This is a genomic window from Arsenicicoccus piscis (assembly GCF_022568835.1).
GTDB lineage: Bacteria > Actinomycetota > Actinomycetes > Actinomycetales > Dermatophilaceae > Arsenicicoccus > Arsenicicoccus piscis.
The window spans coordinates 328,628-349,797 of the sequence record NZ_JAKZHV010000003.1 but is presented as its reverse complement, the minus strand read 5'-3'; the positions used below and the strand labels follow the sequence as shown (position 1 = coordinate 349,797).

Below are 21,170 nucleotides of genomic sequence, written 5' to 3'. Positions count from 1 at the left end.
GTCAGGCCTCCTTCACCTTGTTGGCGCGGCCCTCGAGGAAGGCCGCCATCCGCGCCTTCGCGTCCGGGGTGCCCTGGGCGATGGCCGCCATGAGCGACTCCATCAGCAGCCCCTCGGTCGGGCCGACCTCGGCGATGCGCGGGAGCGCTTGCACGACAGCGAAGTTCGACGCCGGTGCGTTCTGCGCGACGCGGTGAGCGAGGCGCAGCGCCTCGGCCTTGGCCTCCCCCTCGCCGACGAGGTACTGCGCGAAGCCGGCCGCCACCCCGTCAGCAGCCTCGTAGACCCGCCCGGTCAGCATCATGTCGGCCATCCGGTGGGTGCCGACGAGCCGGGGGACCCGCACCGACCCACCCCCGCCGACGAAGAGCCCGCGCGAGCCCTCGGGCAGAGCGAAGAAGGTGGACGGCTCGGCCACCCGCACGTGCGTGGCCGCGGCCAGCTCCAGCCCGCCGCCGACCACCGCACCCTGGAGCGCGCAGATGACCGGGACCGGCCCGGACTCGATCGCCTCGAACGCGCGGTGCCACATGCGGGAGTGGAGGATGCCCTCGAAGGTGTCCTTCTCGCCGAGGCTCGCGAGGTCGAGGCCGGCGCAGAAGTGGTCACCCTCCGCCGCGATCACCACGGCCCGGACCGGCTCCTGCGCCGACGGGATCGCGTCGAAGATCGCCTGCAGGCGCAGCACCATCGCGTCGCTCAGGGCGTTGCGCTTGGCCGGCCGAGCCAGCGTGACGACGAGGACAGGCCCGTCCTGCTCGACCCGCAGGTCGTCGGTCGTGGTCGGAACGGACGGCTCGGCAGTCATCGGGCGCTCTCCTCATTGACAGGTTTCCTGCTATTCAAGCACGCACCAGGCCGGCCCGCAAGGGGGTGCCCTCGGCGAACGTCCAGGGAACGCCTGATTGAATGGCGAGGTGAGCGAGGCGACCATCCCCCGGCAGACGGCGAGCGCGACCCGCAAGGCTCCGTCCCTGCTCTACGTCGTGAAAGCCGTGGAGCTGGCCATCCGCGCCCATCTCGAGGACGCGGTGAAGCCGTTCGGCGTCACCATGCTCCAGTACACCGCGCTCACCGTCCTGGAGCGCGAGGAGTCGATCACCGCGGCCGACCTGGCGCGTCTGTCGTTCGTGCGGGCGCAGTCCGCGGCCGACATCGTCGCGGCGCTGGAGCGGGGTGGCTACATCACCCGCCGGCGCGACCCGCAGCAGCGCCGTCGGCTGCTCATCGAGCTGACGCCCGAGGGCCACGCTCTGCTGGAGCGGTGCGCTCCCGCGGTGGCCGCGGTCGAGCGAGACGCGTTCTCCGGCTTGGACGCCGACGAGCTGGACGCCCTACGCTCCGGCCTGTCCCGGACCCGGCGCAACCTCTCCGCGCGCGAGCGCAGCTGAGCCGAGGCCGCGCTACAGCCAGTCCCGGGCGCGGAACACGAGGTAGAGCACCAACGAGCCGACGAGCACCAGCGACGCGCTGACCAGCAGGCCGAGCGGCTGGTTGTAGCCCGGGAACGGGATGTTCTGCCCGAACCATCCCGTGATCGCGGTGGGCACGGCGATGATCGCGGCCCAGCCTGACAGCTGCTTCATGATCGTGTTGAGCCGCGCGTCCTGCAGCGACAGGTTGGTCTCGAAGACGGACGTCATCATGTCGCGCAGCGACTCGGTCCACTCCGCCGCGCGCAGCACGTGGTCGTAGAGGTCGTCGTACCAGCTGTCGAGGGCGGTCGCGTCCCGCGTGCGGTGCCGCAGCAGGGCGCTGACCACCTCGCGCATGGGCAGCACCATCCGACGCAGCGCCACCAGGTCACGCCGCAGTCCGTAGACCCGCCGCAGGAAGTCCGCCCCGGTGCGCCGCTCCTCGAACAGGACGTCGGCGAGCGCCTCGATCTCGTCGTCGAGCTCCTGGATGGTCTCGAAATGGCCGTCCACCGCGTAGTCGAGCAGGCCGTGCACGAGCGCACCCGACCCGAGCCGGAGCAGGTCGGGGTCGTCCTCCCAGCGCGCGACGACCGCGTCGAGCGTGGAGGCCTCGTCCAGCCGCACCGTGATCAGCGCCATCGGCAGCACGATCCCGGAGACGCGGTGGGTCACCAGGCGACCGCGGTTGGCGTCCGGGGGCAGCTCGACGAGATCCGTCAGATAGGTCGAGAAGAACAGATGGCCGCCGTGCCGGGTGACCTTGGGCCGCTCGTGCGGCTCCAGCGCGTCCTCCACCACCGTCGGCCCGAGGTCGCAGTAGTCCGCGAGCTGGGTCAGCTCCGCCACCGACGGCCGCAGCAGGTCCAGCCACACCAGCAGGTGGGGGTCCTGCAGCGCCGCCCTGAGGGACTGCGGGTCCTCCGGCAGCGGGGCGGGCCGGCCGTCCCGCCAGGCGCGTGCGTCGACCAACGAGGGCATCGCGAGCATGGGCCCATCATGCCTCGCTGAAGCAGCCCGGACGTGCGAAGGCCGCGCCGACCCAGGGGGGATGGTCAGCGCGGCCTCCGACTTGAGCACCGGTCGCTCACACCGGTGCGGGGACGGCTCGACGTGCCCGCGTCGAGCCGAGGCTCCAAGGAGAGAAGCTCACGACCACTACGGTGCCGAAGGCGTCTGGACCTGCGCCGTGCAGACCCTGGCACCCCGCTGTGAACCCGCTCCGCCCCCGTAGACCGCGCTTAGCCGCCTCACAGGAACTCCCGGACCTGCACCCAGGTGAGGCCGGTAGCGTCGAACCATGTTGACCCGACCGCACGTTCGCCTCAGCGGCACTCAGGCCGCGGCCACCGTCGTGGTCAGCGTGGCCGGGATCGCCGGGCTCTATCAGGCCATGGTGCGCACCCTCGCCGGCCAGGCGTTCGACCAGGCCGCCATGACGCGGATCGCCGCGCTGTCACCACGAGTTCGCGTGCTGGCCGCCGAGTTCCTCTCTCCCATCACGCCGGTCACCTTCGGCGCCGCTCTCGCCGTGCTGGCGCTCCTCGCCCTGGCGCAGCGCCGACCGGTCGCGGCGCTGGGCGCCCTTGGCGCCGTGGTGGGTTCGGTGCTCACCGCGGAGCTGCTCAAGGAGGTGCTCACTCGGCCGGAGATCGCCGGCCACACGATGGACAACTCCTTCCCCAGCGGTCACGTCGCCGGGGTCGCCGCCCTCGTGGCGGCGGCGGTCATCGTGGCGCCGCACCGCGCGCGTCGGTTCGTGCGCGACGCGGGCGTGCTGTTGATCGGGGCTGCCGGCGTGAGTGTGGTTGCGCTGCAATGGCATCGGCCGAGCGACGTCGCCGCGTCGGCGCTCGTCGCCCTGGCCTGGGGCGCCGCGGGGCTGTGGGCGACCGACCGGGCCGAGCGCACGGTCTACCGGAGGGCGGCTGGGTCGTCCGCAACAGCGTCGCGGTCGACCGAGACGCGGATGCTCGTCGGTTCCTGAGCAGTCAGAGCGTGGTGCGCAGCAAGCGCACGCTGGTGGCCACCGCCCGCCGGAGGTTGGCGCCGCCCTCGGCCAGGGCCGTCGGCAGGTCGGTGATGCCCTGGACGATGGGGACGAGCGCCACGAAGCCGTGGTCGAGCAGCTTGTCGGCGCCGGGTCCGAGTCGCCCCGCAAGGCCCACCACCGGCACCCCGCGCTCCGCAGCCAGCCTGGCCACCCCGAACGGCGTCTTGCCCGCCAGCGTCTGACCGTCCATCGACCCCTCCCCCGTGAGCACGAGGTCGGCGCCGTCCAGGTGGGCGGCGAGCCCGGTCAGCTCGGCGACGATCTCCACCCCCGGCGTGGACGTGGCGCCCAAGGCGTGCTGGAGCGCGAACCCGAGCCCGCCCGCAGCCCCCGCACCCGGGGACTGCTGCGTGCGCCCCTCCGGATCGACCAGCTCTGCGAGTCTGCCCAGCAGCGCGTCGAGCTCGTCGACCTGGTCGTCGGAGGCGCCCTTCTGCGGGCCGAAGACGGCTGACGCACCCTGCTCGCCCAGCAGCGGATTCGTCACGTCGCTCGCCAGCCGGACGCGCACCTCGCGGGCACGCGCCGAGACACCCGACAGGTCGACCGACGAGATCGACTGCAGCCCAGCGGGACCCGGCTGCACCGACGCGCCGCGGTCGTCGAGGAGGTCGGCGCCGAGCGCCCGCAGCAGCCCCGCACCCCCGTCGTTCGTCGCCGACCCACCGAGCCCGATGATCAGCTCGTCGACGTCGTGCTCCACCGCTGCGAGCACCAGCTCACCGACACCGAACGTGTCGGCCCGCATCACGTCCCGATCCGCTCGCGCCACCAGGTCCAGCCCGACCGCCTGCGCGACGTCGACGACCGCGAGCCGGCGCGAGAGGTCTACGGCGTAGGTGGCGGTGACGGGGTCGCCGAGCGGCCCGGTCACCCCCACCTCGTGCAGGTCGGCCCCGAGCGCAGCGGCAACGGTCTCGGCGAACCCCTCGCCGCCGTCCGCCATCGGCACGAGCACGCACTGTGCGTCGGGGACGACGTCCCGCACGCCCGCGGCCATGGCCTCGGCGGCCTCGATCGCGGTCAACGACTCCTTGAAGGAGTCCGGGGCGATAACGACGTGCACGGTCCCGACCCTACGCGTCCACCTGGTCCGCCGCCCGAGCACTCAGCGCTTGGGGCGCAAGGGATCGACCGTAGTCCTGGGGTCGAAGAACGCGCTGAGCGGGGTCTTGTGCCCGGACAGCGCGCGACTCAGCGAGATGCCGTCGACGTTGATCCGGGCCTGCCGCAGCGCGCCGGGCGTGAGCTGCATCCAGTGGGTGGTGGAGGCGTCTACGGGGAAGAAGTAGTCGAACTTCTCTGTGCCGTGCAGGAATCGGAACTTCGCGTTGCTGTTGCTGTAGGGCTCGATGCCGGAGATGTCGGCACCGAACGGGAAGATCAGCTCGGGGGTGTCGCCGACGATGGGGCGGACCTCGGCGTCCCAGCGGTTGGCGTCCGCGGTGATCCCGCTGACCCCGGTCTTGGTGAAGTTCAAGTGCCCCCACGAGTGGGATGCGAAGTTCCACCCGTCCTTCTTCATCGCGTCGGCGACCTTCTTGGCCTGCTCCTGCGCGGCCTTCGTGGCCGGGGTGTCGCCGTACTTGCGCACCGACGTGCGGTAGCCCAGCACCCCGTTGTAGCCCGTGAGCCCGATCGACCCCTTGTCGCCGTGGTAGGAGAAGTCGGGGTGGTCGCGGACGAAGTCGTCGACGACGGTCGGGACGTCGTAGCTGCCCTGCTTCGTGACGCCCGCGGCATCGGTGTAGGTGTTGGTCACCCGACCCTCCGCGCCGATGGTCAGGTTGGTGGCGAAGCCGTCGCCCGTCATGTACTCGTAGTAGCTGACGTCGTCGATCGAGAGCACCATCGGCTTCTTGCCAGCCGGCAGCATGATCGGCTGGTAGGTCATCACGCCGTCGGCGTTCTTCGCCGCGATCCGCTCCGGGTGCACGAGCACGTAGCCCCGGGCGTACATCTGCGCGAGCTGGGCCTTGAACTCCGTCAGCGTCACCATGTAGTCCGCGTAGCCCGGCCCCTTGCCCTGCGGGGCGTGGAACGCACGCGCCGGGTCGACGATCAGGGAGTGGTAGAACAGGTGCGGGATCGTCGCGTTGTCCGGCCACCTGACCAGCGGTTTCGTCGACCCGACCGTGGTGGGCGACGACGACGGCGTGCCGGTCTCGGAGCCACCGATGGTGCTACCCGAGCTCGTCGCCACGCCGGACGATCGGGCCGCCGCTCCCGGCTCACCGGTCGTGGCCTGCGAGCACCCGGCCGCGAGCCCGACGATCGCGACTACCCCTGCCAGCGCGTACGCGCGTGATCTTCCCATGGCCTCCAGACGCCGCAGCGCCCCCCGTTGGTTGCTAGGTCAATCCGACCTTAGCGGCGACGTACGCCTTGATGCCTGAGTACACGCCGACCCCGGCCGCCGGGGCGAGCGCGGACTGCCCGCCCGTGCCGGTGTAGTCGACCAGCAGCGGCGCGTCGGCGTCGCCGAGGATGGACACGCCGGTGACCGTGGAGGACGCCCGCCCGAGCTGGATCGCGGTGTTCATCTGGGATGCCTTGAGATCCGTGCGCACGTTGGCACCCACCGTGTCGATCAGCTCGGCGAGCCGCTGCGGGTTGGTGAGCGTCGAGGTGGACGACGCCTGACGCAGGATCGCCTCGACGATCGCGCGCTGGTACTTCGTGCGGTCGAAGTCGCCGTTCGGCAACCCGTAGGACACCTTCCCCGGCACCGGGTCGTTGCGCGACCTGGCCAGCTGCAGGGCCCTGGTCGCCGTTGAGGTGCTGCACGCCGTTCGCGAGCCGCAGCCCCGTGTTGGCGTCGTAGATCCCCCGCTTGTCGTTGCTCGCGATCGTCACGTCCACGCCGCCGACGGCATCGACCGCCTGCTTGAGCGCCTGGTAGTCCACCAGCACCTGTTGATCGATGTGCAGGCCGGTCACCTGCTCGACCACGCCCGCGAGGGCGGCCATACCGCCCTGGGTGACGACCGAGTTGATCTTCTGGCCGGTGCCGTTGTGCACGACCCACAGGTCGCGCGGCACGCTCACCAGGGTGAGCGCGTGGGTCGTGGTGTTGAAGCTCGCGACCATGATGCTGTCGGTCAGCTCGGCGCCCTCGTGGCCCGGGTCGTCGGCCGAGTTGCCCGCCAGCAAGATGTTGACCCGCCCGGTCGACTGCCCGTTGAGCGGGTCGCTCTTCAGCAGATCCGTCACGCTGCCCCCGGTCGAGGACCTCGACAGGGCCGAACCAGTGCGCTGCAGCAGGAACGCCGCCACGCCACCGAGGGCCAGCACCACCACCAGCACACCGGCGACGAGCCAGCGCACCCAGCGCCGTCGGCGCCTCGGGGCGCCGTCCGGAGCCGTCTCGACCTGCGTCATGGGCCCTCCCGAGGGCTCGGATCACCCGGAGGGTGGCGTGTGCACGGAACACCTCAGCGTAGGACGGCCCGCTGAACGCCACCAGGGTGGCGGCTGTGCCCGGCTCACCTGCCCTGCCAGTTCTCCGCGCGGGTGAGGCAGAACGGGTGCCCGGCCGGGTCGAGCAGCACGACCCAGCCCTCGCCCGGCTGGTGGTCTGGGCGCATCGCCCCGAGACTGACGAAGTGTTCTACGGCCGCCTCGGGGTCCTCGACGGCGAGGTCCAGGTGGAACTGCTTGGTGCCGGACGTGTTCGGCCAGCCCGGCGCCCGCCAGCCCTCCACCTTGCCGAAGCCGAGCCGTCGCTCGCCGTCCGCCACCAGCGCGTAGCTCTCCTCGGCGGCCACCAGCTCCCAGCCCAGGGCTGCCGCCCAGAACTCCCCCTCCGCCTTGGGGTCGGCACAGTCGATCGTCGTCATCGCGAGCGTCGCGTGCGTCTGCTTCGTCGCCATCGTCATCTCCCATCGGATCGGACCGGGTGTCGCTCACCCGGTCTGGCCCAGACTTGTAGCCTCCAGACGTGGCCGATAGGACAAACGCGACCAGCCAGCGACCCGCGTCGCCCGCGGTCCTGCGGCCCGAGCAGTTCCTGCAGCACGCGCACTTCGAGGACTGCCCTCCGACCGACGCCGCCGCGCCCTTCGTCGAGCGGGTCTGGTCGGTCACCTGGGAGCTGCCGCCGGGGGTGACCTACGTCAGCTCGGTCGTGCCGCACCCCTGCCTCGACCTGACCGTAGAGCGCGGCGACGGCTCCCGCTCGGACCGCTCCGGTCCCGGCGTCTGGCTCACCGGCGTCTGGACCAGGCGCTTCGACGTGACCCTGGCCGGATCCGGCGGAGCGGTCGGCCTCAAGCTCCATCCCGGGGCGTTCACCGCCCTGACCGGTGTGGCGGCCAGCGACCTCACCGACCAGGTGGTGCGCGCCGCGCCCTATCTGGCGTTGCCGCCCGGCCTGGCCGAGCTGCCGTTGTCGGCCCACGCGTCCCGCGAGGCGCTGTGCGCCGTCGTGGCGTCGGGGGTGGACGTGGTGTCGGTCGGTGACGTGTCGGGGGTCAGCGCGGTGTCGGGGGTCGACGAGGTGTCGGGGGTCAGCGGGGTGTCGGGGGTCGACGGGGTGACAGGCGTCGACGGAGCGGCTGATGAGGACTACGCACTGGCCCGCGTCCTGGCCCAGGCCGCGACCGACCCGTCGATCACGCGAGTCGATCAGTTCGCCGACATCGCGCACCTGTCGGTGCGGGCGCTGCAGCGATTGACCCGGCGCTACATCGGCGTGAGCCCCAAGTGGCTGATCATGCGCGCCCGCGTGCACGACGCCCTCGAGGCGCTGCACGCCGCAGCCGCCGACCCGAGCAGCGCCGAACCCCTCGACGACCTCGCCGCGCGCCTCGGCTGGTTCGACCAGTCCCACTTCACCCGCGACTTCCGCTCGATCGTCGGCCAGTCCCCCGCGGCCTACCGCGACCAGCTCGGTCTGCCCCCGACCGCTCGCACCACTGACCCACCGACGCCGTAGACCCCGGCCCCGCCACGGCGCCCCCGTCCCCTTCCCCCGCTGCCCGCGCCCTTCGGTCTACCGGGTCCCGCGTTGCCACCAGCCGCCGCCGCCGCCCGGGTCTACCTCGTCCGGCCCGACCCGACCGCGAATGTGCGCACGAATCCGTGTGATGCGCGGGAAACCGTGAGACGCCGCCCTCCCGACCCTGCGCACCTCACGGAAACGTGCGCAGATCACGGCAACCTACGCACAAACGCCCCCGCCAGCCGCGGCGCCGGTCTCGAGGCGGACGATCAGCCTCTCGGACGCCCGGATCCACTGGGCAACCGGTTCTGCGATGGGCAACCTGTCCTGCGATGGGCCACTGCACCCAGTGCAGAACAGCTCGGGCAGCTACGAACAAGTAGCCCAGTAGATCGGGCAGCCCGACGCGCAACGGCGCGCGGCCCGCGCCTCGATCTACTGCACCGGGGACCCACCGGCGCTTGCCCCCCCCGACGCGGTAGATGCCGACCCCGCCACGGCGCCCCCCGACCGCCAGCTGCCCTCGCCCGCCACGGTCTACCCGGTCACGTCCAACGCCGACCCCGTGAATGTCCGCACGGAACCGTGAGCCGCAGCCCTCCCGACCCTGCGCACCACACGGAAACGTGCGCAGATCACGTCAACGTGCGCGCAGGCGACCGGCCAGCCCGGGAGTGGGGACTATCCGATTATCGGTGTAAGTGGCATTTTCGTTACTGGTGGGTGCTGGCCGCGGGCATGCGGTCAGCGAAGGTGACGGCGAACGCGTTCAACGCTGGCTTCCAGCGCATCCCCCAGCGGGTCTGGCCGGTGCCCTTGGGGTCCAACGATCTCACGGTCAGGTAGAGCGTCTTCAACGCGGCCTGCTCGTTCGGGAAGTGACCGCGGGCCCTCCGCCCTGCGGAACCTGGCATTGAGACTCTCGATCGCGTTCGTGGAACAGAGGACTTTGCGGATCTCGACGTCGTAGTCCAGGAACGGGATGAACTCGGTCCAGGCGTTGCGCCAGAGCCTGATCATCGCGGGGTAGGCCTTGCCCCACTTCTCGGCGAACTGTTCGAACGCCCGCTCCGCATCGGCCGGGGTGGATGCTTCGTAAACGGGCCTGAGGTTGGCGGCGATCTCGGGCCAGTGCCGCTTCGAGGCATAGCTGAAGCTGTTGCGCAGCAGGTGGATGATGCAGGTCTGGACCTTCGCGGCGGGGAACACGGACCCGATGCTGTCGGGCAGGCCCTTCAACCCGTCGCAGACCATGAAGAACACGTCCTTGACGCCTCGGTTCTTCAACTCGGTCAGGCAGGCAAACCAGAACTTCGCCGACTCCCCATCGCCCTGCCCGGGCCAGATCCCCAGAATGTCCTTGTGCCCGTCGAGGTCGACACCGATCGCGGCGTAGTAGGGCTGGTTACGGACCTGCCCATCCCTGACCTTGACCACGATCGCGTCGATGAAGACCGCCGCGTAGATCGGCTCCAACGGGCGGGCCATCCACGTGTTCATCTCGTCGACGACGCGGTCGGTGATCCGGCTGATCGTGTCCTTCGACACCGAGGTCCCGTAGACCTCCGCGAAGTGGGCAGCGATCTCCCCAGTCGTCAGGCCCTTCGCGAACAGCGACAGCACCATGGCGTCCATGTCCGACAACCGGCGTTGGCGCTTGGTGACCAACTGTGGCTCGAACGTGCCATTGCGATCCCGCGGCACCCGGATGTTGACGGCACCGACGTTGTCGGTGATCACCGTCTTCGAGCGGGTGCCGTTGCGGGAGTTGCCCGACCCGCGACCGACGGGATCATGCTTGTCATAGCCCAGGTGCTCGTTGAGTTCTTCGTCGAGGGCTGCTTCGACGATCTGCGCCGTGAGGGTCTTGAGGAGGCCGTCGGGGCCGGTCAGGGCGATACCGGCGTCCTTGGCCTGGCGCACCATCTGCGCGACGGCTTCACGCTGAGCCTTGTCCAGCTCGGCCGGCTCATCCTGCGGTGGTGGTGGGTTTGGGGTCACAGTCTCCAGTCTGGCCGACTCCACGGCCTCCGCACTGCTGCTGGTGGTGGTTGTCTCGGTCATCATGACTCCTCCTGCCCTTGCGGGCGATGGAGCCACTTACACCGTTTCTCGGATACTCCCCGGGAGTGTCAGAACAACGGTGGGTGGGGGTTCGGCCTGACGCGCTGAGCGGTGCTCGGCGGGAGAGCAGGCAGCATGACGAACACGATTGGGGTCGTGGACCTCAACGATGACGACAGGCAGGCGCTGGCGCAGCGTCTGGTGGACCAGGCCCGCGCTGAAGGAGTCGACCTGGTCGGCCCCGACGGTGTGCTGACGGGCCTGACCAAGCAGGTGCTGGAGACCGCTCTGGAGGAAGAGCTGACCGAGCACCTCGGCTACGAGCACTCGGATCGGCACGCGAAGCCGGCGCCGGTCGACGGGGGCGGGAACGAGCGGAACGGCACCCGATCGAAGACGGTGCTCACGCAGATCGGGCCGGTCACGATCGACGTTCCGCGGGACCGGGACGGCACATTCGACCCGAAGATCGTCCGGAAGCGGCAACGCCGTCTGGACGGCGTCGATCAACTCGTCCTGTCCTTGTCGGCGCGCGGGCTGACCACCGGTGAGATCGCGGCGCACTTCGCCGAGGTGTATGGCGCGTCGGTGTCCAAGGACACGATCAGTCGGATCACCGAGAAGGTCGCCGCGGAGATGTCTGAGTGGCAGCACCGGCCCCTGGACCGCGTGTACCCGGTGATCTTCATCGATGCTCTCGGGGTGAAGGTCCGTGACGGGCAGGTCACCAACAAGCCCTTCTACATCGTCATCGGCGTGACGACCGCCGGGGAGCGCGACATCCTCGGGATCTGGGCCGGCGACGGCGGGGAGGGCGCAAAGTTTTGGCTGAACGTGCTCACCGAGATCAAGAACCGCGGTGTCGAGGACGTCTGCATCGCCGTGTGCGACGGGCTGAAAGGACTGCCCGAGGCGATCACCACGACATGGGAGCTCGCAGCCGTACAGACGTGCGTCGTGCACTTGATCCGGAACACGTTCCGGTACGCGGCCCGCCAGCACTGGGACGCGATGGCCAAGGACCTGCGGCCCGTGTACACGGCCGTCAACGCCGAGCAGGCCGCCGCACGGTTCGAGGACTTCGCTGCCACGTGGGAGCCCGTCTGTCCCGCCGCGATCCGCATGTGGCGCAACGCGTGGAGCGAGTTCGTGCCCTTCCTCGACTACGACGTCGAGATCCGCAAGGTCATCTGCACGACCAACGCGATCGAGTCGTTGAACGCCCGCTACCGGCGCGCCGTCCGTGCGCGAGGGCACTTCCCGAACGACGCCGCCGCGTTGAAGTGTCTCTACCTGGTGACCCGTTCCCTGGACCCCACCGGGAGAGGCAGGGCACGATGGGTCATGCGGTGGAAGGCACCCCTGAACGCCTTCGCCATCACCTTCGAGGGACGCATCACCCCCTCTACCACCTAAGAACGCCGGGCACCCCGCCCACCGATAATCCGACAGTCCCGCCAGCCCACGCGCCCGGCCGCCGGCGTGACCACGGCGCCAACAGGAAGGCCCCCCGCCGAAGCGAGGGGCCGCACCTGAGCCGCTTGTCGGAATCGAACCGACGACCTATTCATTACGAGTGAATCGCTCTGGCCGACTGAGCTAAAGCGGCACGCGCCCGCGGAGGGCACCGGTTGAGTATACGAGGTGACCTGCACGGACCTCAAACCACGCGAGGGCGGCGAGGCCGGTCAGGTACCGGTCAGACGCCGGCCAGCGGATCGGTCAGGGACGGGTCAGCACTTGATGCCGTCGGCGGGGGCCTTGCCGCGCACGAGGTAGTCGTTGACGGCCTTGTCGACGCAATTGTTGCCGCGGCCGTAGCCCGTGTGACCGTCACCGTCGCGCGACACGAGCACGCCCGAGTCGAGCATGCCGGCCAGCGCGACCGCGCCCTCGTAGGGGGTGGCGGGGTCGCGCGTGGTGCCGATCACGACGATCGGGTCGGCGCCGGGTGCGGTGATGCGGTGGGCCTTGCCGGTCGCCTTGATCGGCCACTCGCCGCAGACCAGGCCGCCCCACGCCATGTACTTGCCGAACGTCGGGGCCTTGGCCGCGAACTCGGCCGCGGTCTTGGGGTAGCTGGCGAGGTTGGGGTCGCCCTGGTTGTCCAGGCACGAGACGGCGTTGATGACCTGCAGCATGTTGCCCGAGTAGGTGCCGTTGTCGGTGCGCTCGACGTACTCCTCGGCCGACAGCATGAGATCGGTCCCGTCACCACGGAAGGCCTCGCTGAGGGACTGGGTCAGGCCGGCCCAGCGGCCGGGGTCGTACATCGAGGCCGCGACGCCGTAGGACGCCCACGCCTCGTTCAGCTTGCCGGGCGCGCCCTCGCCCGCGGGGATCGGCTTCTGGTCCAGCTCGGTGAGGAAGTCCTGCAGCCGCTTGGTCGCAGCCTTCTGCTCGTTGCCGAGCGGGCAGTCGGACTTGGTGATGCAGTCCGCGATGTAGGCCTGGGTCGCCCGCTCGAAGCCCTCGGCCTGGCCGAGCGCCTGCGCCTTGCCGTCGAGCGACGGGTCGATCGCGCCGTCCAGGATGAACCGCCCGACGCGCTTGGGGAACTGGTCGGCGAAGGTGGCGCCGAGGAAGGTGCCGTAGGACGCGCCGAAGAAGTTCAGCTTCTGGTCGCCGAGCGCCGCGCGCAGCACGTCCATGTCCTTCGCGGCCTCGACCGTCGACACGTGTCCGAGGAGCGCCTTGTTGCGCTGCTCGCAGGCCTGGCCGAAGTCCCGGTCGGCCGTGGCGAGCTGCTGCTCCTCGGCCGGGTCGTCCGGGGTGGGGTCAACGCTGAGGAAGGCGTCGAACTGCGGTCCGTCGTAGCAGACGATCGGTTGCGAGGCGGCGACACCGCGGGGGTCGAAGCCCACGACGTCGTAGGCGCGGGTCACCTCGCCGGGGAAGATCGCCGAGGCGTACTGCGCGTACTGCACGCCGGAGCCACCCGGGCCGCCCGGGTTGATGACGAGCGAGCCCTGGCGGTTCTTCGACGGGGACTTGTGCCGCAGCAGGGCGAGCTTGATGGACCCGGCCTCGGGCTTGGCGTAGTCGATCGGCACCTCGAGCTTGCCGCACTGGTCGTCACCGCACGGCTGCCAGCTGATCTTCTGGTCGTAGAACCTTTGCAGGTTGGCAGCGGGAGCTGCGGTCACGCCACCCACCGAACCCGTGCCGGCCGCGGAGCCGGTGGCCGAGTTCGTCGGGGACTCCTGCGGCGACGGCGTGCACGCGGCGGTGGCGGCGACGAGCAGCACCGCGGCTGCGGAGGCAAGGGAGTTGAGGGTCTTCATCGCGGTGCCGGGTGTCCTTCTGCTGGTCGGGCGACGAGGCCGTAGCCCCCGTGGTCGCGGGTCCTCCCACCACGGTAACGGCCGCCTGCGGTCGGCACCGAACCCGCTCATCGCGGCAGCCGGAGCGACAGGCACATCGCCTCGAGCGCCAGCAGCGGGGCGACGTTGCGGTCGATGCGCTCGCGGGCCTCGCCGATGGCCTCGACGCAGAGCAGCAGCCGCTCGCGGGGCAGCGTGCGCGCCAGCTGCTGCACCAGGGTCAGCTGGTCCTCGTTGACCAGGGGCACGGGCGTGCCGAGGGAGAGCACGAGTGCGTCTCGATAGATGCTCATCAGGTCGACCAGGCAACGGTCGACCACGTCCCGGGCGAACCGGGTGGCGCGCTGCTTCTGCTCCTTCTCCTGCGCGGCAAGGGCGGCCCGGACGGCCGGCGGCTGGGTGCGGGCCGAGGGGTCGGCGCCGAGGCGGGTCAGCAGCTCCTCGCGCTCGCGCGCGTCCCGCTCCCCCGTCGAGGAGCCGGACTCGTCGGTCGCGATCGACGCCAGGTCGGCCGCCGCGTCGAGGGCGTCCCCCACGCCGCGGATCTTGCCGGCGAGCGCGAGGGTGTCGCGCCGGCGGATGCGCGCCCCCTCGTCGGTGGCGAGCCGCTTGGCGATGCCGACGTGCGACTGGGCGGCGCGCGCGGCGTAGCGGGCCATCGCCGGGTCGATGCCGTCGCGGCGGGTCAGCAGCTCGGCGACCGCCTCGACCGGTGGGGTGCGCAGGCGCACGTGCCGGGACCGGGAGCGGATGGTGACGATGACGTCGTCGAGCGAGGGCGCGCACAGCAGCCACACGGTGCGCGACACGGGCTCCTCGATGACCTTCAGCAGCGCGTTGGCACCCTGCTCCGTCAAGCGGTCGGCGTCCTCGACGATGATGACCCGCCACCGCCCGACGCTCGGGCGCAGCGACCCGAGCGCGACCAGCTCGCGGGCCCGCTCGACGGTCAGCGACAGCCCGGACGTGGCCACCACCTCGACGTCGGCGTGGCTCCCGTCCAGCGCGGTGCGGCACTCGCGGCAGTGCCCGCACCCGTGCTCGGGGCACTGCAGCGCGGCGGCGAAGGCGCGAGCCGCGACCGAGCGCCCGGACCCGGGCGGGCCGGTCAGCAGCCACGCGTGGGTCATCGCGTCGGGCTCCGACGCCGCGGCGGAGAGCGTGGCGACGGCCTGCGGCTGGCCGATGACCTGCTCCCACACGCCGGACGGTGGCTGGGCACTCATGGGGTCACCCCCACCAGGGTCTCGAGCCGGGCCACGACCTGGTCGTGGATCTGGTCGGGGTCCTCGGTCGCGTCCACCACGAGGTAGCGCTCAGGGGTGGCCGCCGCCAGGGCGAGGAACCGCGCACGCACTCGGGCGTGGAAGCCGTCCGGCTCGGCCTCCAGCCGGTCGTGGACGGCACCGCGGCGGGCCCGGCCGAGCTCCGGGGAGATGTCGAGGACGATCGTGAGGTCGGGGACCAGACCCTGCACGGCCCACAGGGACAGCGACCGGACCTCGTCGTCGGCGTCCAGGTCCCGGCCGGCCCCCTGGTAGGCCACGGAGGAGTCGAGGTAGCGGTCCGTGATCACCACGTCACCCCGGTGGAGGGCCGGCCGGATCACCGTCTCGACGTGATGGGCCCGGTCCGCCGCGAAGAGCAGGGCCTCGGCCCGAGGGGCGACGTGGTCCCCGTGCAGGAGCAGCTGGCGGATCTGGGTGCCGAGCGCGCTGCCACCCGGCTCGTGCGTCATGACGACCTCGCGCCCCCGCTCGCGGAACCAGTCGCGCAGCAGCCGACCCTGGGTGCTCTTGCCGGCGCCGTCGCCACCCTCGAGGGCGAGGAACAGTCCGCGCGAGGGTGCGTCGTCGGGGTGCGGAGCGGTCGGTGGGAGCACGGCGCCAGCCTAGAGGAGGGGGCTGACACACCCTGTTCCGACCCAACCACCGCGGGACCGGACCATCACCCGGGCAGGGTGTCAGTGGCTACCGTGCGTGACCTCCCGGAGGTGACCGGATGGACCTGCGGGGCCACTGGCTCGGGATGGCGGTCGCGGGCGCCGCAATGGCCCCCGCACCGCCGTAACCTGAGTGCGTGCACCCTCGCGAGCTGTCCGCCGTCCGCGACGCCGGCGCCCTGACCGCGCTGGCCGAGCTCGACGACGTCCTCGCGACCACCGGCAGCCGGGCCGAGCTCGTCGACGAGCTGAGGACCCACCTGCCGGGTCTGCTCCTCGCCGACCGGATCACGCTCGGGCTGCAGAGCGCGGACGCCTCACAGGTCGAGATGACCGTGCTGGTCGGCGACGGCGACGACACCGACGAGACCTACCTGCGGCCGACCGCCGGCTCCAGCCTGCAGCGCGCCCGCGACATCGGGGTGCTGCACCTCACGGATCTCGACCAGAGCCCGGTGCCCCAGGACGTCGCCCTGGCCAACCGGGGCTACCGCGAGCGCCTGGTCCTGCCGCTGCGCTTCGGTGACGCGACGATCGGCATCCTGTCGCTGTCGACCCGAGCCCCGATCACCGAGGAGACGGTGACCGTGGCCCGGCTCGCCGCCGCCATCGTCTCCACCCGGTCGCACCGGTTCGGCGTGCCCGAGCCCAGCGACGACGCGCGCACCCTCGAGACCCAGATCGCCCAGCTGCGGCACGCGGCCCACGCCCTCGAGCGCACCGACCCGCTGACCCGGCTGCCGAACCGCGTGGCCGTGTTCGAGGCCATCGACGAGGCGCGGGCGGCGGCCGCCCTCGGCACCCACTCGGCGTTCGCCTTCATCGACCTCGACCACTACAAGATCACCAACGACAAGCACGGCCACAAGACGGGCGACATCGTGCTGCAGTCCCTCGCCGACCGGCTGCGCGGGCTGTCCGGCGAGGCGCCGGTCGCGTTCGGGCGCGTCGGTGGCGACGAGTTCGGTGCGCTCTACTACGGCGAGGCCGAGGACCTCAAGGCCCTGCTCGACCGGCTCGGCGCCGAGCTGACCAGCCACCCCCTCGTGGCGTTCGACGAGCCCGTCCCCACCACCTTCTCGGCCGGGGTGTTCCGGATCGACGGGCACGGCCACGGCATCGAGGAGATCGTCTCGCGCGCCGAGGGCGCGGCCTACCAGGCCAAGCGCGCCGGCCGGAACCGCGTCATCGTGCACACCCTCGGCGATCCCGGTCACCAGGCCACGCACGAAGAGATGCGTCAGATCGACGTCATGCGCTCGGCCATCAACGACGGCCGCCTGTCGATGGTCGCGCAGCCGGTCCGCGCGATCCGCGCCGGGCTGCAGCCGCCGATGAACGCCGAGGTGCTGGTGCGGCTCTACGACGAGGCCGGGCACACGCTGCTGCCGGACGACTTCGTCGCCCTCGCCGAGCAGTACGACGTCGTCAACGCCCTCGACCGGGCCGTGATCAAGCGCGTCGTCGGCACGCTCAACCGCACCGCCATGCCGGGTCGGGTCTCGTGCAACGTCAGCCCGCACTCACTGCTGGACCCGAGCTTCGTGGACTGGGCGAGCGACCTCATCTCGGTCTCCAAGCAGGGCCAGCGCCTGGTCCTCGAGCTGACCGAGCGGCTGCCCATCGGTCGGGTGCCGACCGTGCGCGACGGGATGCACCAGCTGCGTGCCGGAGGCGTGAAGTTCGCGCTCGACGACTTCGGGGCCGGCACCACGAGCTACGGGAACCTGCGCGAGCTGCCCGTCGACGTCCTCAAGATCGACGGCACCCTCACGCGCGGCGCCCTCACCTCCACCGTGGACCGCGCGATGATGCGCTCCACCATCGAGGTCGCGCAGGCGCTGCACATCAAGACGATCGCCGAGGGGGTCGAGACCAGCGAGCAGCTGGCGCACGTGCAGGCCCTCGGCGCCGACGCCGTGCAGGGCTACTACTTCGGCCAGCCCACGCCATGGCCGGCGAAGGACGCAGTGATCTGACCGGTTCTGGGTAAGGATGGGTCCGACAGCAGGATCTACCAGGAGGAGCCCGCCGTGTTTCGGCGCAAGAAGGACGCCCCAGAGCAAGAGACCCCCACGACCGACGAGAACCGTCCTCCCGGCACGCGCAGCGGTGATGACGCGGAGGACGTGCCGAAGCCGGACGACCTCACCGACCTCCCCTCGCCCCACTGGAAGTACGCGTTCAAGCGGGCCACGAAGGAGTTCAGCGCCGACCAGTGCACCGACCTCGCGGCTGCCCTGACGTACTACTCGGTCCAGTCGATCTTCCCGGCCGTGCTGGCCCTGGTGTCGCTGCTCGCGATCTTCGGTCAGGACCCTCAGACGGTCGACAAGATGCTCGCCCAGGTGCAGCAGATCGCCCCGGGCGCCACCACGGCGATCGAGGGTCCGCTCAAGGCGCTGACCCAGTCCAACGCCACCGGGGTAGCCCTCGTGAGCGGTCTGCTGAGCGCCCTCTGGTCCGCGTCGGGCTACGTCGGTGCCTTCGGGCGGGCGATGAACCGGATCTACGACGTCACCGAGGGCCGGCCGGTGTGGAAGCTGCGTCTGTGGCAGCTGCTCGTCACGTTCGTCGTGCTCACCCTGGTCGCGATCGCCGGTCTCGCCATGGTGATCTCCGGCCCGATCGCGCAGTTCGTCGGTGACCTGATCGGTCTCGGCGACCAGGCCGTGACGGTGTGGAACTGGGCCAAGTGGCCGGTCATCGCCTTGATCGTCATCATCGTCATCGCGCTGCTCTACTGGGCCACGCCCAACGTCAAGCAGCCGAAGTTCACCTGGATGAGCCCCGGCGCGGCCGTCGCCTTCGGGGTGTGGGTGATCGCGTCGGCGGCGTTCGGCTTCTACGTCAGCAACTTCGGGTCCTACAACAAGACCTACGGCGCCCTGGCCGGTGTGATCATCTTCCTGCTCTGGCTCTGGCTGACCAACACGGTGCTGCTCTTCGGCGCCGAGCTGGACTCCGAGATCGAGCGCAGCCGCCAGCTCGCGGCGGGCCTGCCCGCCGAGAAGCAGATCCTGCTGCCGACCCGCGACGACAAGGGCATCAAGAAGCGGGAGCAGACCATGGACGAGCTCGTCGTCGAGGCCCAGGACCTGCAGCGCGAGGGCGAGCGGGCCGCCGCCGAGCGAGACGCCGAGTCGGACGACGCGGCCGACTCGGGGCCCTCAGGCAGCTCGAGCCACGACAAGCGCGACTGACCTTCAGCCGGTCGCGAGCGCCTAGACCCGGCGCTCGCGACCGCTGTAGAACACCCAGCCCACCGCCGCGGCCGTGAGCGCGACCACCAGACCGAGCAGGCCGAGCCGGCGGCGCGGGTCGTCCGCCGGGTCCACCCAGGCCACCTGCGCGGCCTGATGACCGGCGCTCTTGGCCTTGGCCACGACGGTGGCGGGCACCGACGTCGCCGGGGTCGTGGCGGGTGCCTTGGCTGGCGACTTGGCAGACGTCTTGGCGGGTGCCTTGGCCGCGAGCTTGGGAGCCGCCTTGGCGGCAGTCTTGGGAACGACCTCGGGAGCAGCCGCCTTGGCCGCGACCACGCCCGCCCCGATGGCCAGGGTGCCGTCGGCCGCGAGGGTGACCGTGCGGCGCGTCGGGACGGCCACGACCGCCAGGGGCGTCGCCGCCGCGGCAGTGCGCGCGACGGGGGTCGCGGCAGCCTTGAGGGCCGGCGCCGCGAGCGCGGGCAGGACCACGCTGGTGCCGACGACCGTGCGGCCCGGCGTGGCGGCGAGCAGGGCGGGAGCGGTGCGGGCTACGGCAGGGGCGGCCGTGAGACGAGCGTTGGTGCTGGTCCGCGGCCCGTCCTCCGACTCGCTCACCGCCACGACCGCGGGGGCCAGGGCCGAGAGGGTGACGGCACCGACGGCCACGATGCCGAAGGGGGTGGCCACGCGCTGCCACCGCTGACGGCGATGGCGCGCCCTGCAGGCCGGGCACGCCGCCCGGGCTGCGTCTTCGTCGCTACGCAGCCCCGGACCGGCGACACGGGCTACGGGCGCGGAGGCGTCGACCGCGGTGACCTGGGAACCGCTCGAGGCGGGCGCGGCGAACGAGGACAACGCGTGGGTCGACGCGCTGACGCGGTGCGAACCCGCGTAGGACGCGCGTGCGCGAGGGGACGCGGACGAGGCGACAGCTGGCTTGGTGAGCAGGTCCGAGGGCACGGGTAGGGCCTTCCGCACGGGGCAACGGCAACAGGATCAGTCGTCCCGACGCTGGGACCGGTGGCGGGTGTGAGGGCACCGACCACACGACGAGTGTGCCTGATTTGTCCGGTTTGCGGGTAGGTGTTGTCCAGATCCGCGCCCCGACCTCAGCGCGAGCGTGGCTTGCCGCTGCTGAACCGCAGGTAGAGCACCACGCCGCCCACGAGGGCCATCACCAGACCCCAGAGCCCGACGACGCGACCGAGGTTGTCGGCGGGGTCGCGCCAGGCGGCCACGGTGGCGTCCTTCACGGATGACACCACGGCGACAGCGGCCGGCGCCTCGGTCGCGGTGGGAGCCGGGGACGTCGGGGCGAGGACCGCGCTCGACGGGTCGCCGCCGGCCGGGTCGGCGGCCGTGGCACCGGCTGTGCTCGCGGCGGGCCGGGAGGACGTTGCGCCACCCGACCGGGGCGCACCGGCGGACGAGGGGTTCGTCGTGGCGGTGGCCGTGCCGCCGGGGGCGGTGGTGGCTGGAGCGGTGGTGGCGGCGGGAGCGGTGGCGGCGCCGGGAGCGGTGGCGGCGCCGGGGCTCGCGGTGCCGGGGGCAGCCGACCGCTGGGCGGGCTGCGTGCTCGCAGGCGCGGGGCGGGCAGGCACGGCTGCCGTGGAGGTGGCCGGATGCGGCGGGCTGGTCGGACGGCTCGCACTGGTCGTGGTCGGCGCCGGCGCCGTGCTCGTGGGCCTGCTCGTCGGCCTGCTCGTGGGGCTGGCGGGGCTCGTGGGCGCCGTCGCGGTGCGGGTCTGCGTCGGGGTGGACGGCCCGGCGGGCGTGGTCGGCGTGTCCGGGCGCGTGGGTGTCGCCGGCGAGGTCGGGGTGGTCGTGCCGGTCGACGAGCCGGTGCCAGGCGTCGTCGGCGTGGGGCGCTGCCCCTTCTTGATCTGGCCAGGAGCGCCGTCGCGGCCGCGGCCCGGGTTCGTGTCAGGCGCGGGCAGCACGGACACGGCTGCGGCCGAGGAGACCTGGGCTGAGCTGGACAGGGTCGCGCCGGCCGGGAGGGCGGACGCCCCTGCCGCCGGCGCGCCGAGCACGGCCGTGCCAGCTGCCACCAGCAGCGCGGCGCCACCGAGCGTGGCCGTCCGAGTCAGGCTCGGTCGAGCGGCGCCCCGTCGAGGTGCGAACGGTCCACTCGCGAGCGAGCCGGCCAGGGTGCCGCGACTCCCGAGAGGACGACGACGGACGTGCGGGTGCTGCAGGTGCACAGCCATGGTGGAGTCTCC

17 protein-coding genes, 1 tRNA gene and 2 pseudogenes are annotated in these 21,170 nt (G+C 71.5%); 6 read left to right on the top strand and 14 right to left on the bottom strand.

Going from position 1 to position 21,170, the window contains the following annotated elements:
• Window position 1: 1 nt before the first annotated feature.
• Window positions 2-808 carry a crotonase/enoyl-CoA hydratase family protein gene (locus tag MM440_RS07475; RefSeq protein ID WP_241443686.1) on the bottom strand — a complete coding sequence of 269 codons (807 nt, stop codon included), beginning with the start codon at window positions 806-808 and terminating at the stop codon, window positions 2-4.
• 109 nt (window positions 809-917) lie between these two features.
• Between MM440_RS07475 and MM440_RS07470 the strand changes: the two genes are divergently transcribed.
• Entirely contained in the window at window positions 918-1,391 is a 474-nt protein-coding gene (locus MM440_RS07470) for a MarR family winged helix-turn-helix transcriptional regulator (protein ID WP_241443685.1), read from the top strand.
• A 12-nt stretch (window positions 1,392-1,403) separates the two neighbouring features.
• Here MM440_RS07470 and MM440_RS07465 read toward each other — a convergent pair whose 3' ends face one another.
• Window positions 1,404-2,405 carry a magnesium transporter CorA family protein gene (locus MM440_RS07465; RefSeq protein WP_241443684.1) on the bottom strand — a complete coding sequence of 334 codons (1,002 nt, stop codon included), beginning with the start codon at window positions 2,403-2,405 and terminating at the stop codon, window positions 1,404-1,406.
• A 310-nt stretch (window positions 2,406-2,715) separates the two neighbouring features.
• Between MM440_RS07465 and MM440_RS07460 the strand changes: the two genes are divergently transcribed.
• Entirely contained in the window at window positions 2,716-3,402 is a 687-nt protein-coding gene (locus MM440_RS07460) for a phosphatase PAP2 family protein (RefSeq protein WP_241443683.1), read from the top strand.
• A gap of 4 nt (window positions 3,403-3,406) precedes the next feature.
• Here MM440_RS07460 and MM440_RS07455 read toward each other — a convergent pair whose 3' ends face one another.
• The 5 genes and pseudogenes from MM440_RS07455 to MM440_RS07440 form a co-directional block, all read right to left on the bottom strand.
• The gene (locus tag MM440_RS07455) at window positions 3,407-4,534 is read right to left on the bottom strand and encodes a glycerate kinase (protein WP_241443682.1); all 1,128 of its coding nucleotides are present in this window, start codon (window positions 4,532-4,534) and stop codon (window positions 3,407-3,409) included.
• Between the two features lie 42 nt (window positions 4,535-4,576).
• On the bottom strand, window positions 4,577-5,785 hold the full coding sequence (locus MM440_RS07450) for a polysaccharide deacetylase family protein (protein ID WP_241443681.1): 1,209 nt from the start codon (window positions 5,783-5,785) through the stop codon (window positions 4,577-4,579).
• 34 nt (window positions 5,786-5,819) lie between these two features.
• A complete protein-coding gene (locus MM440_RS07445) occupies window positions 5,820-6,197 on the bottom strand; it encodes an LCP family protein (protein WP_241443680.1) in 378 nt (125 codons plus the stop codon).
• 46 nt (window positions 6,198-6,243) lie between these two features.
• Window positions 6,244-6,558, bottom strand: a pseudogene (locus MM440_RS17600) (LCP family protein); the annotation flags it as partial.
• 395 nt (window positions 6,559-6,953) lie between these two features.
• Complete coding sequence (locus tag MM440_RS07440) at window positions 6,954-7,340, bottom strand: VOC family protein (RefSeq protein WP_241443679.1); 387 nt, start codon at window positions 7,338-7,340, stop codon at window positions 6,954-6,956.
• 68 nt (window positions 7,341-7,408) lie between these two features.
• On the opposite strand from MM440_RS07440, the gene MM440_RS17300 reads away from it, so the two are divergent.
• Window positions 7,409-8,404, top strand: coding sequence for an AraC family transcriptional regulator (locus MM440_RS17300; protein WP_241443678.1), 996 nt, complete (start codon window positions 7,409-7,411; stop codon window positions 8,402-8,404).
• A 719-nt stretch (window positions 8,405-9,123) separates the two neighbouring features.
• On the opposite strand, the pseudogene MM440_RS07430 reads toward MM440_RS17300, so the two are convergent.
• A pseudogene (locus MM440_RS07430) lies at window positions 9,124-10,336 on the bottom strand (IS256 family transposase).
• A 273-nt stretch (window positions 10,337-10,609) separates the two neighbouring features.
• Here MM440_RS07430 and MM440_RS07425 point away from each other — a divergent pair.
• Complete coding sequence (locus tag MM440_RS07425; protein WP_241443677.1) at window positions 10,610-11,890, top strand: IS256 family transposase; 1,281 nt, start codon at window positions 10,610-10,612, stop codon at window positions 11,888-11,890.
• A gap of 119 nt (window positions 11,891-12,009) precedes the next feature.
• Here the strand turns inward: MM440_RS07425 and MM440_RS07420 are convergent.
• The 4 genes from MM440_RS07420 to tmk form a co-directional block, all read right to left on the bottom strand.
• Window positions 12,010-12,083 (bottom strand) — tRNA-Thr (locus MM440_RS07420).
• Window positions 12,084-12,207: 124 nt separating this feature from the next.
• Window positions 12,208-13,758 carry an alpha/beta hydrolase gene (locus MM440_RS07415; RefSeq protein ID WP_241443676.1) on the bottom strand — a complete coding sequence of 517 codons (1,551 nt, stop codon included), beginning with the start codon at window positions 13,756-13,758 and terminating at the stop codon, window positions 12,208-12,210.
• 107 nt (window positions 13,759-13,865) lie between these two features.
• A complete protein-coding gene (locus MM440_RS07410) occupies window positions 13,866-15,023 on the bottom strand; it encodes a DNA polymerase III subunit delta' (RefSeq protein WP_241443675.1) in 1,158 nt (385 codons plus the stop codon).
• Window positions 15,020-15,679, bottom strand: a complete 660-nt coding sequence (gene tmk, locus MM440_RS07405) for a dTMP kinase (RefSeq protein WP_241443674.1) — start codon at window positions 15,677-15,679, stop codon at window positions 15,020-15,022. The genes MM440_RS07410 and tmk overlap by 4 nt, the downstream gene beginning before the upstream one ends.
• 197 nt (window positions 15,680-15,876) lie before the next feature.
• On the opposite strand from tmk, the gene MM440_RS07400 reads away from it, so the two are divergent.
• Window positions 15,877-17,718 carry a putative bifunctional diguanylate cyclase/phosphodiesterase gene (locus MM440_RS07400; protein WP_241443673.1) on the top strand — a complete coding sequence of 614 codons (1,842 nt, stop codon included), beginning with the start codon at window positions 15,877-15,879 and terminating at the stop codon, window positions 17,716-17,718.
• A gap of 54 nt (window positions 17,719-17,772) precedes the next feature.
• Window positions 17,773-18,942, top strand: coding sequence for a YihY/virulence factor BrkB family protein (locus MM440_RS07395; protein WP_241443672.1), 1,170 nt, complete (start codon window positions 17,773-17,775; stop codon window positions 18,940-18,942).
• A gap of 21 nt (window positions 18,943-18,963) precedes the next feature.
• On the opposite strand, the gene MM440_RS07390 is transcribed toward MM440_RS07395, so the two are convergent.
• On the bottom strand, window positions 18,964-19,635 hold the full coding sequence (locus MM440_RS07390) for a hypothetical protein (RefSeq protein ID WP_241443671.1): 672 nt from the start codon (window positions 19,633-19,635) through the stop codon (window positions 18,964-18,966).
• 422 nt (window positions 19,636-20,057) lie between these two features.
• Window positions 20,058-21,158 (bottom strand): hypothetical protein, encoded by a 1,101-nt coding sequence (locus tag MM440_RS07385; protein ID WP_241443670.1) that lies wholly within the window; start codon window positions 21,156-21,158, stop codon window positions 20,058-20,060.
• Window positions 21,159-21,170 lie beyond the last annotated feature (12 nt).

Coding starts and splice junctions, on each gene's coding strand:
- MM440_RS07460 (WP_241443683.1), top strand. CDS start 2,716: ATGTTGACCCGACCGCACGTTCGCCTCAGCGGCACTCAGGCCGCGGCC.
- MM440_RS07385 (WP_241443670.1), bottom strand. CDS start 21,158: ATGGCTGTGCACCTGCAGCACCCGCACGTCCGTCGTCGTCCTCTCGGG.
- MM440_RS07415 (WP_241443676.1), bottom strand. CDS start 13,758: ATGAAGACCCTCAACTCCCTTGCCTCCGCAGCCGCGGTGCTGCTCGTC.
- MM440_RS07465 (WP_241443684.1), bottom strand. CDS start 2,405: ATGCTCGCGATGCCCTCGTTGGTCGACGCACGCGCCTGGCGGGACGGC.
- MM440_RS07450 (WP_241443681.1), bottom strand. CDS start 5,785: ATGGGAAGATCACGCGCGTACGCGCTGGCAGGGGTAGTCGCGATCGTC.
- MM440_RS07475 (WP_241443686.1), bottom strand. CDS start 808: ATGACTGCCGAGCCGTCCGTTCCGACCACGACCGACGACCTGCGGGTC.
- MM440_RS07425 (WP_241443677.1), top strand. CDS start 10,610: ATGACGAACACGATTGGGGTCGTGGACCTCAACGATGACGACAGGCAG.
- MM440_RS07440 (WP_241443679.1), bottom strand. CDS start 7,340: ATGGCGACGAAGCAGACGCACGCGACGCTCGCGATGACGACGATCGAC.
- MM440_RS07410 (WP_241443675.1), bottom strand. CDS start 15,023: ATGAGTGCCCAGCCACCGTCCGGCGTGTGGGAGCAGGTCATCGGCCAG.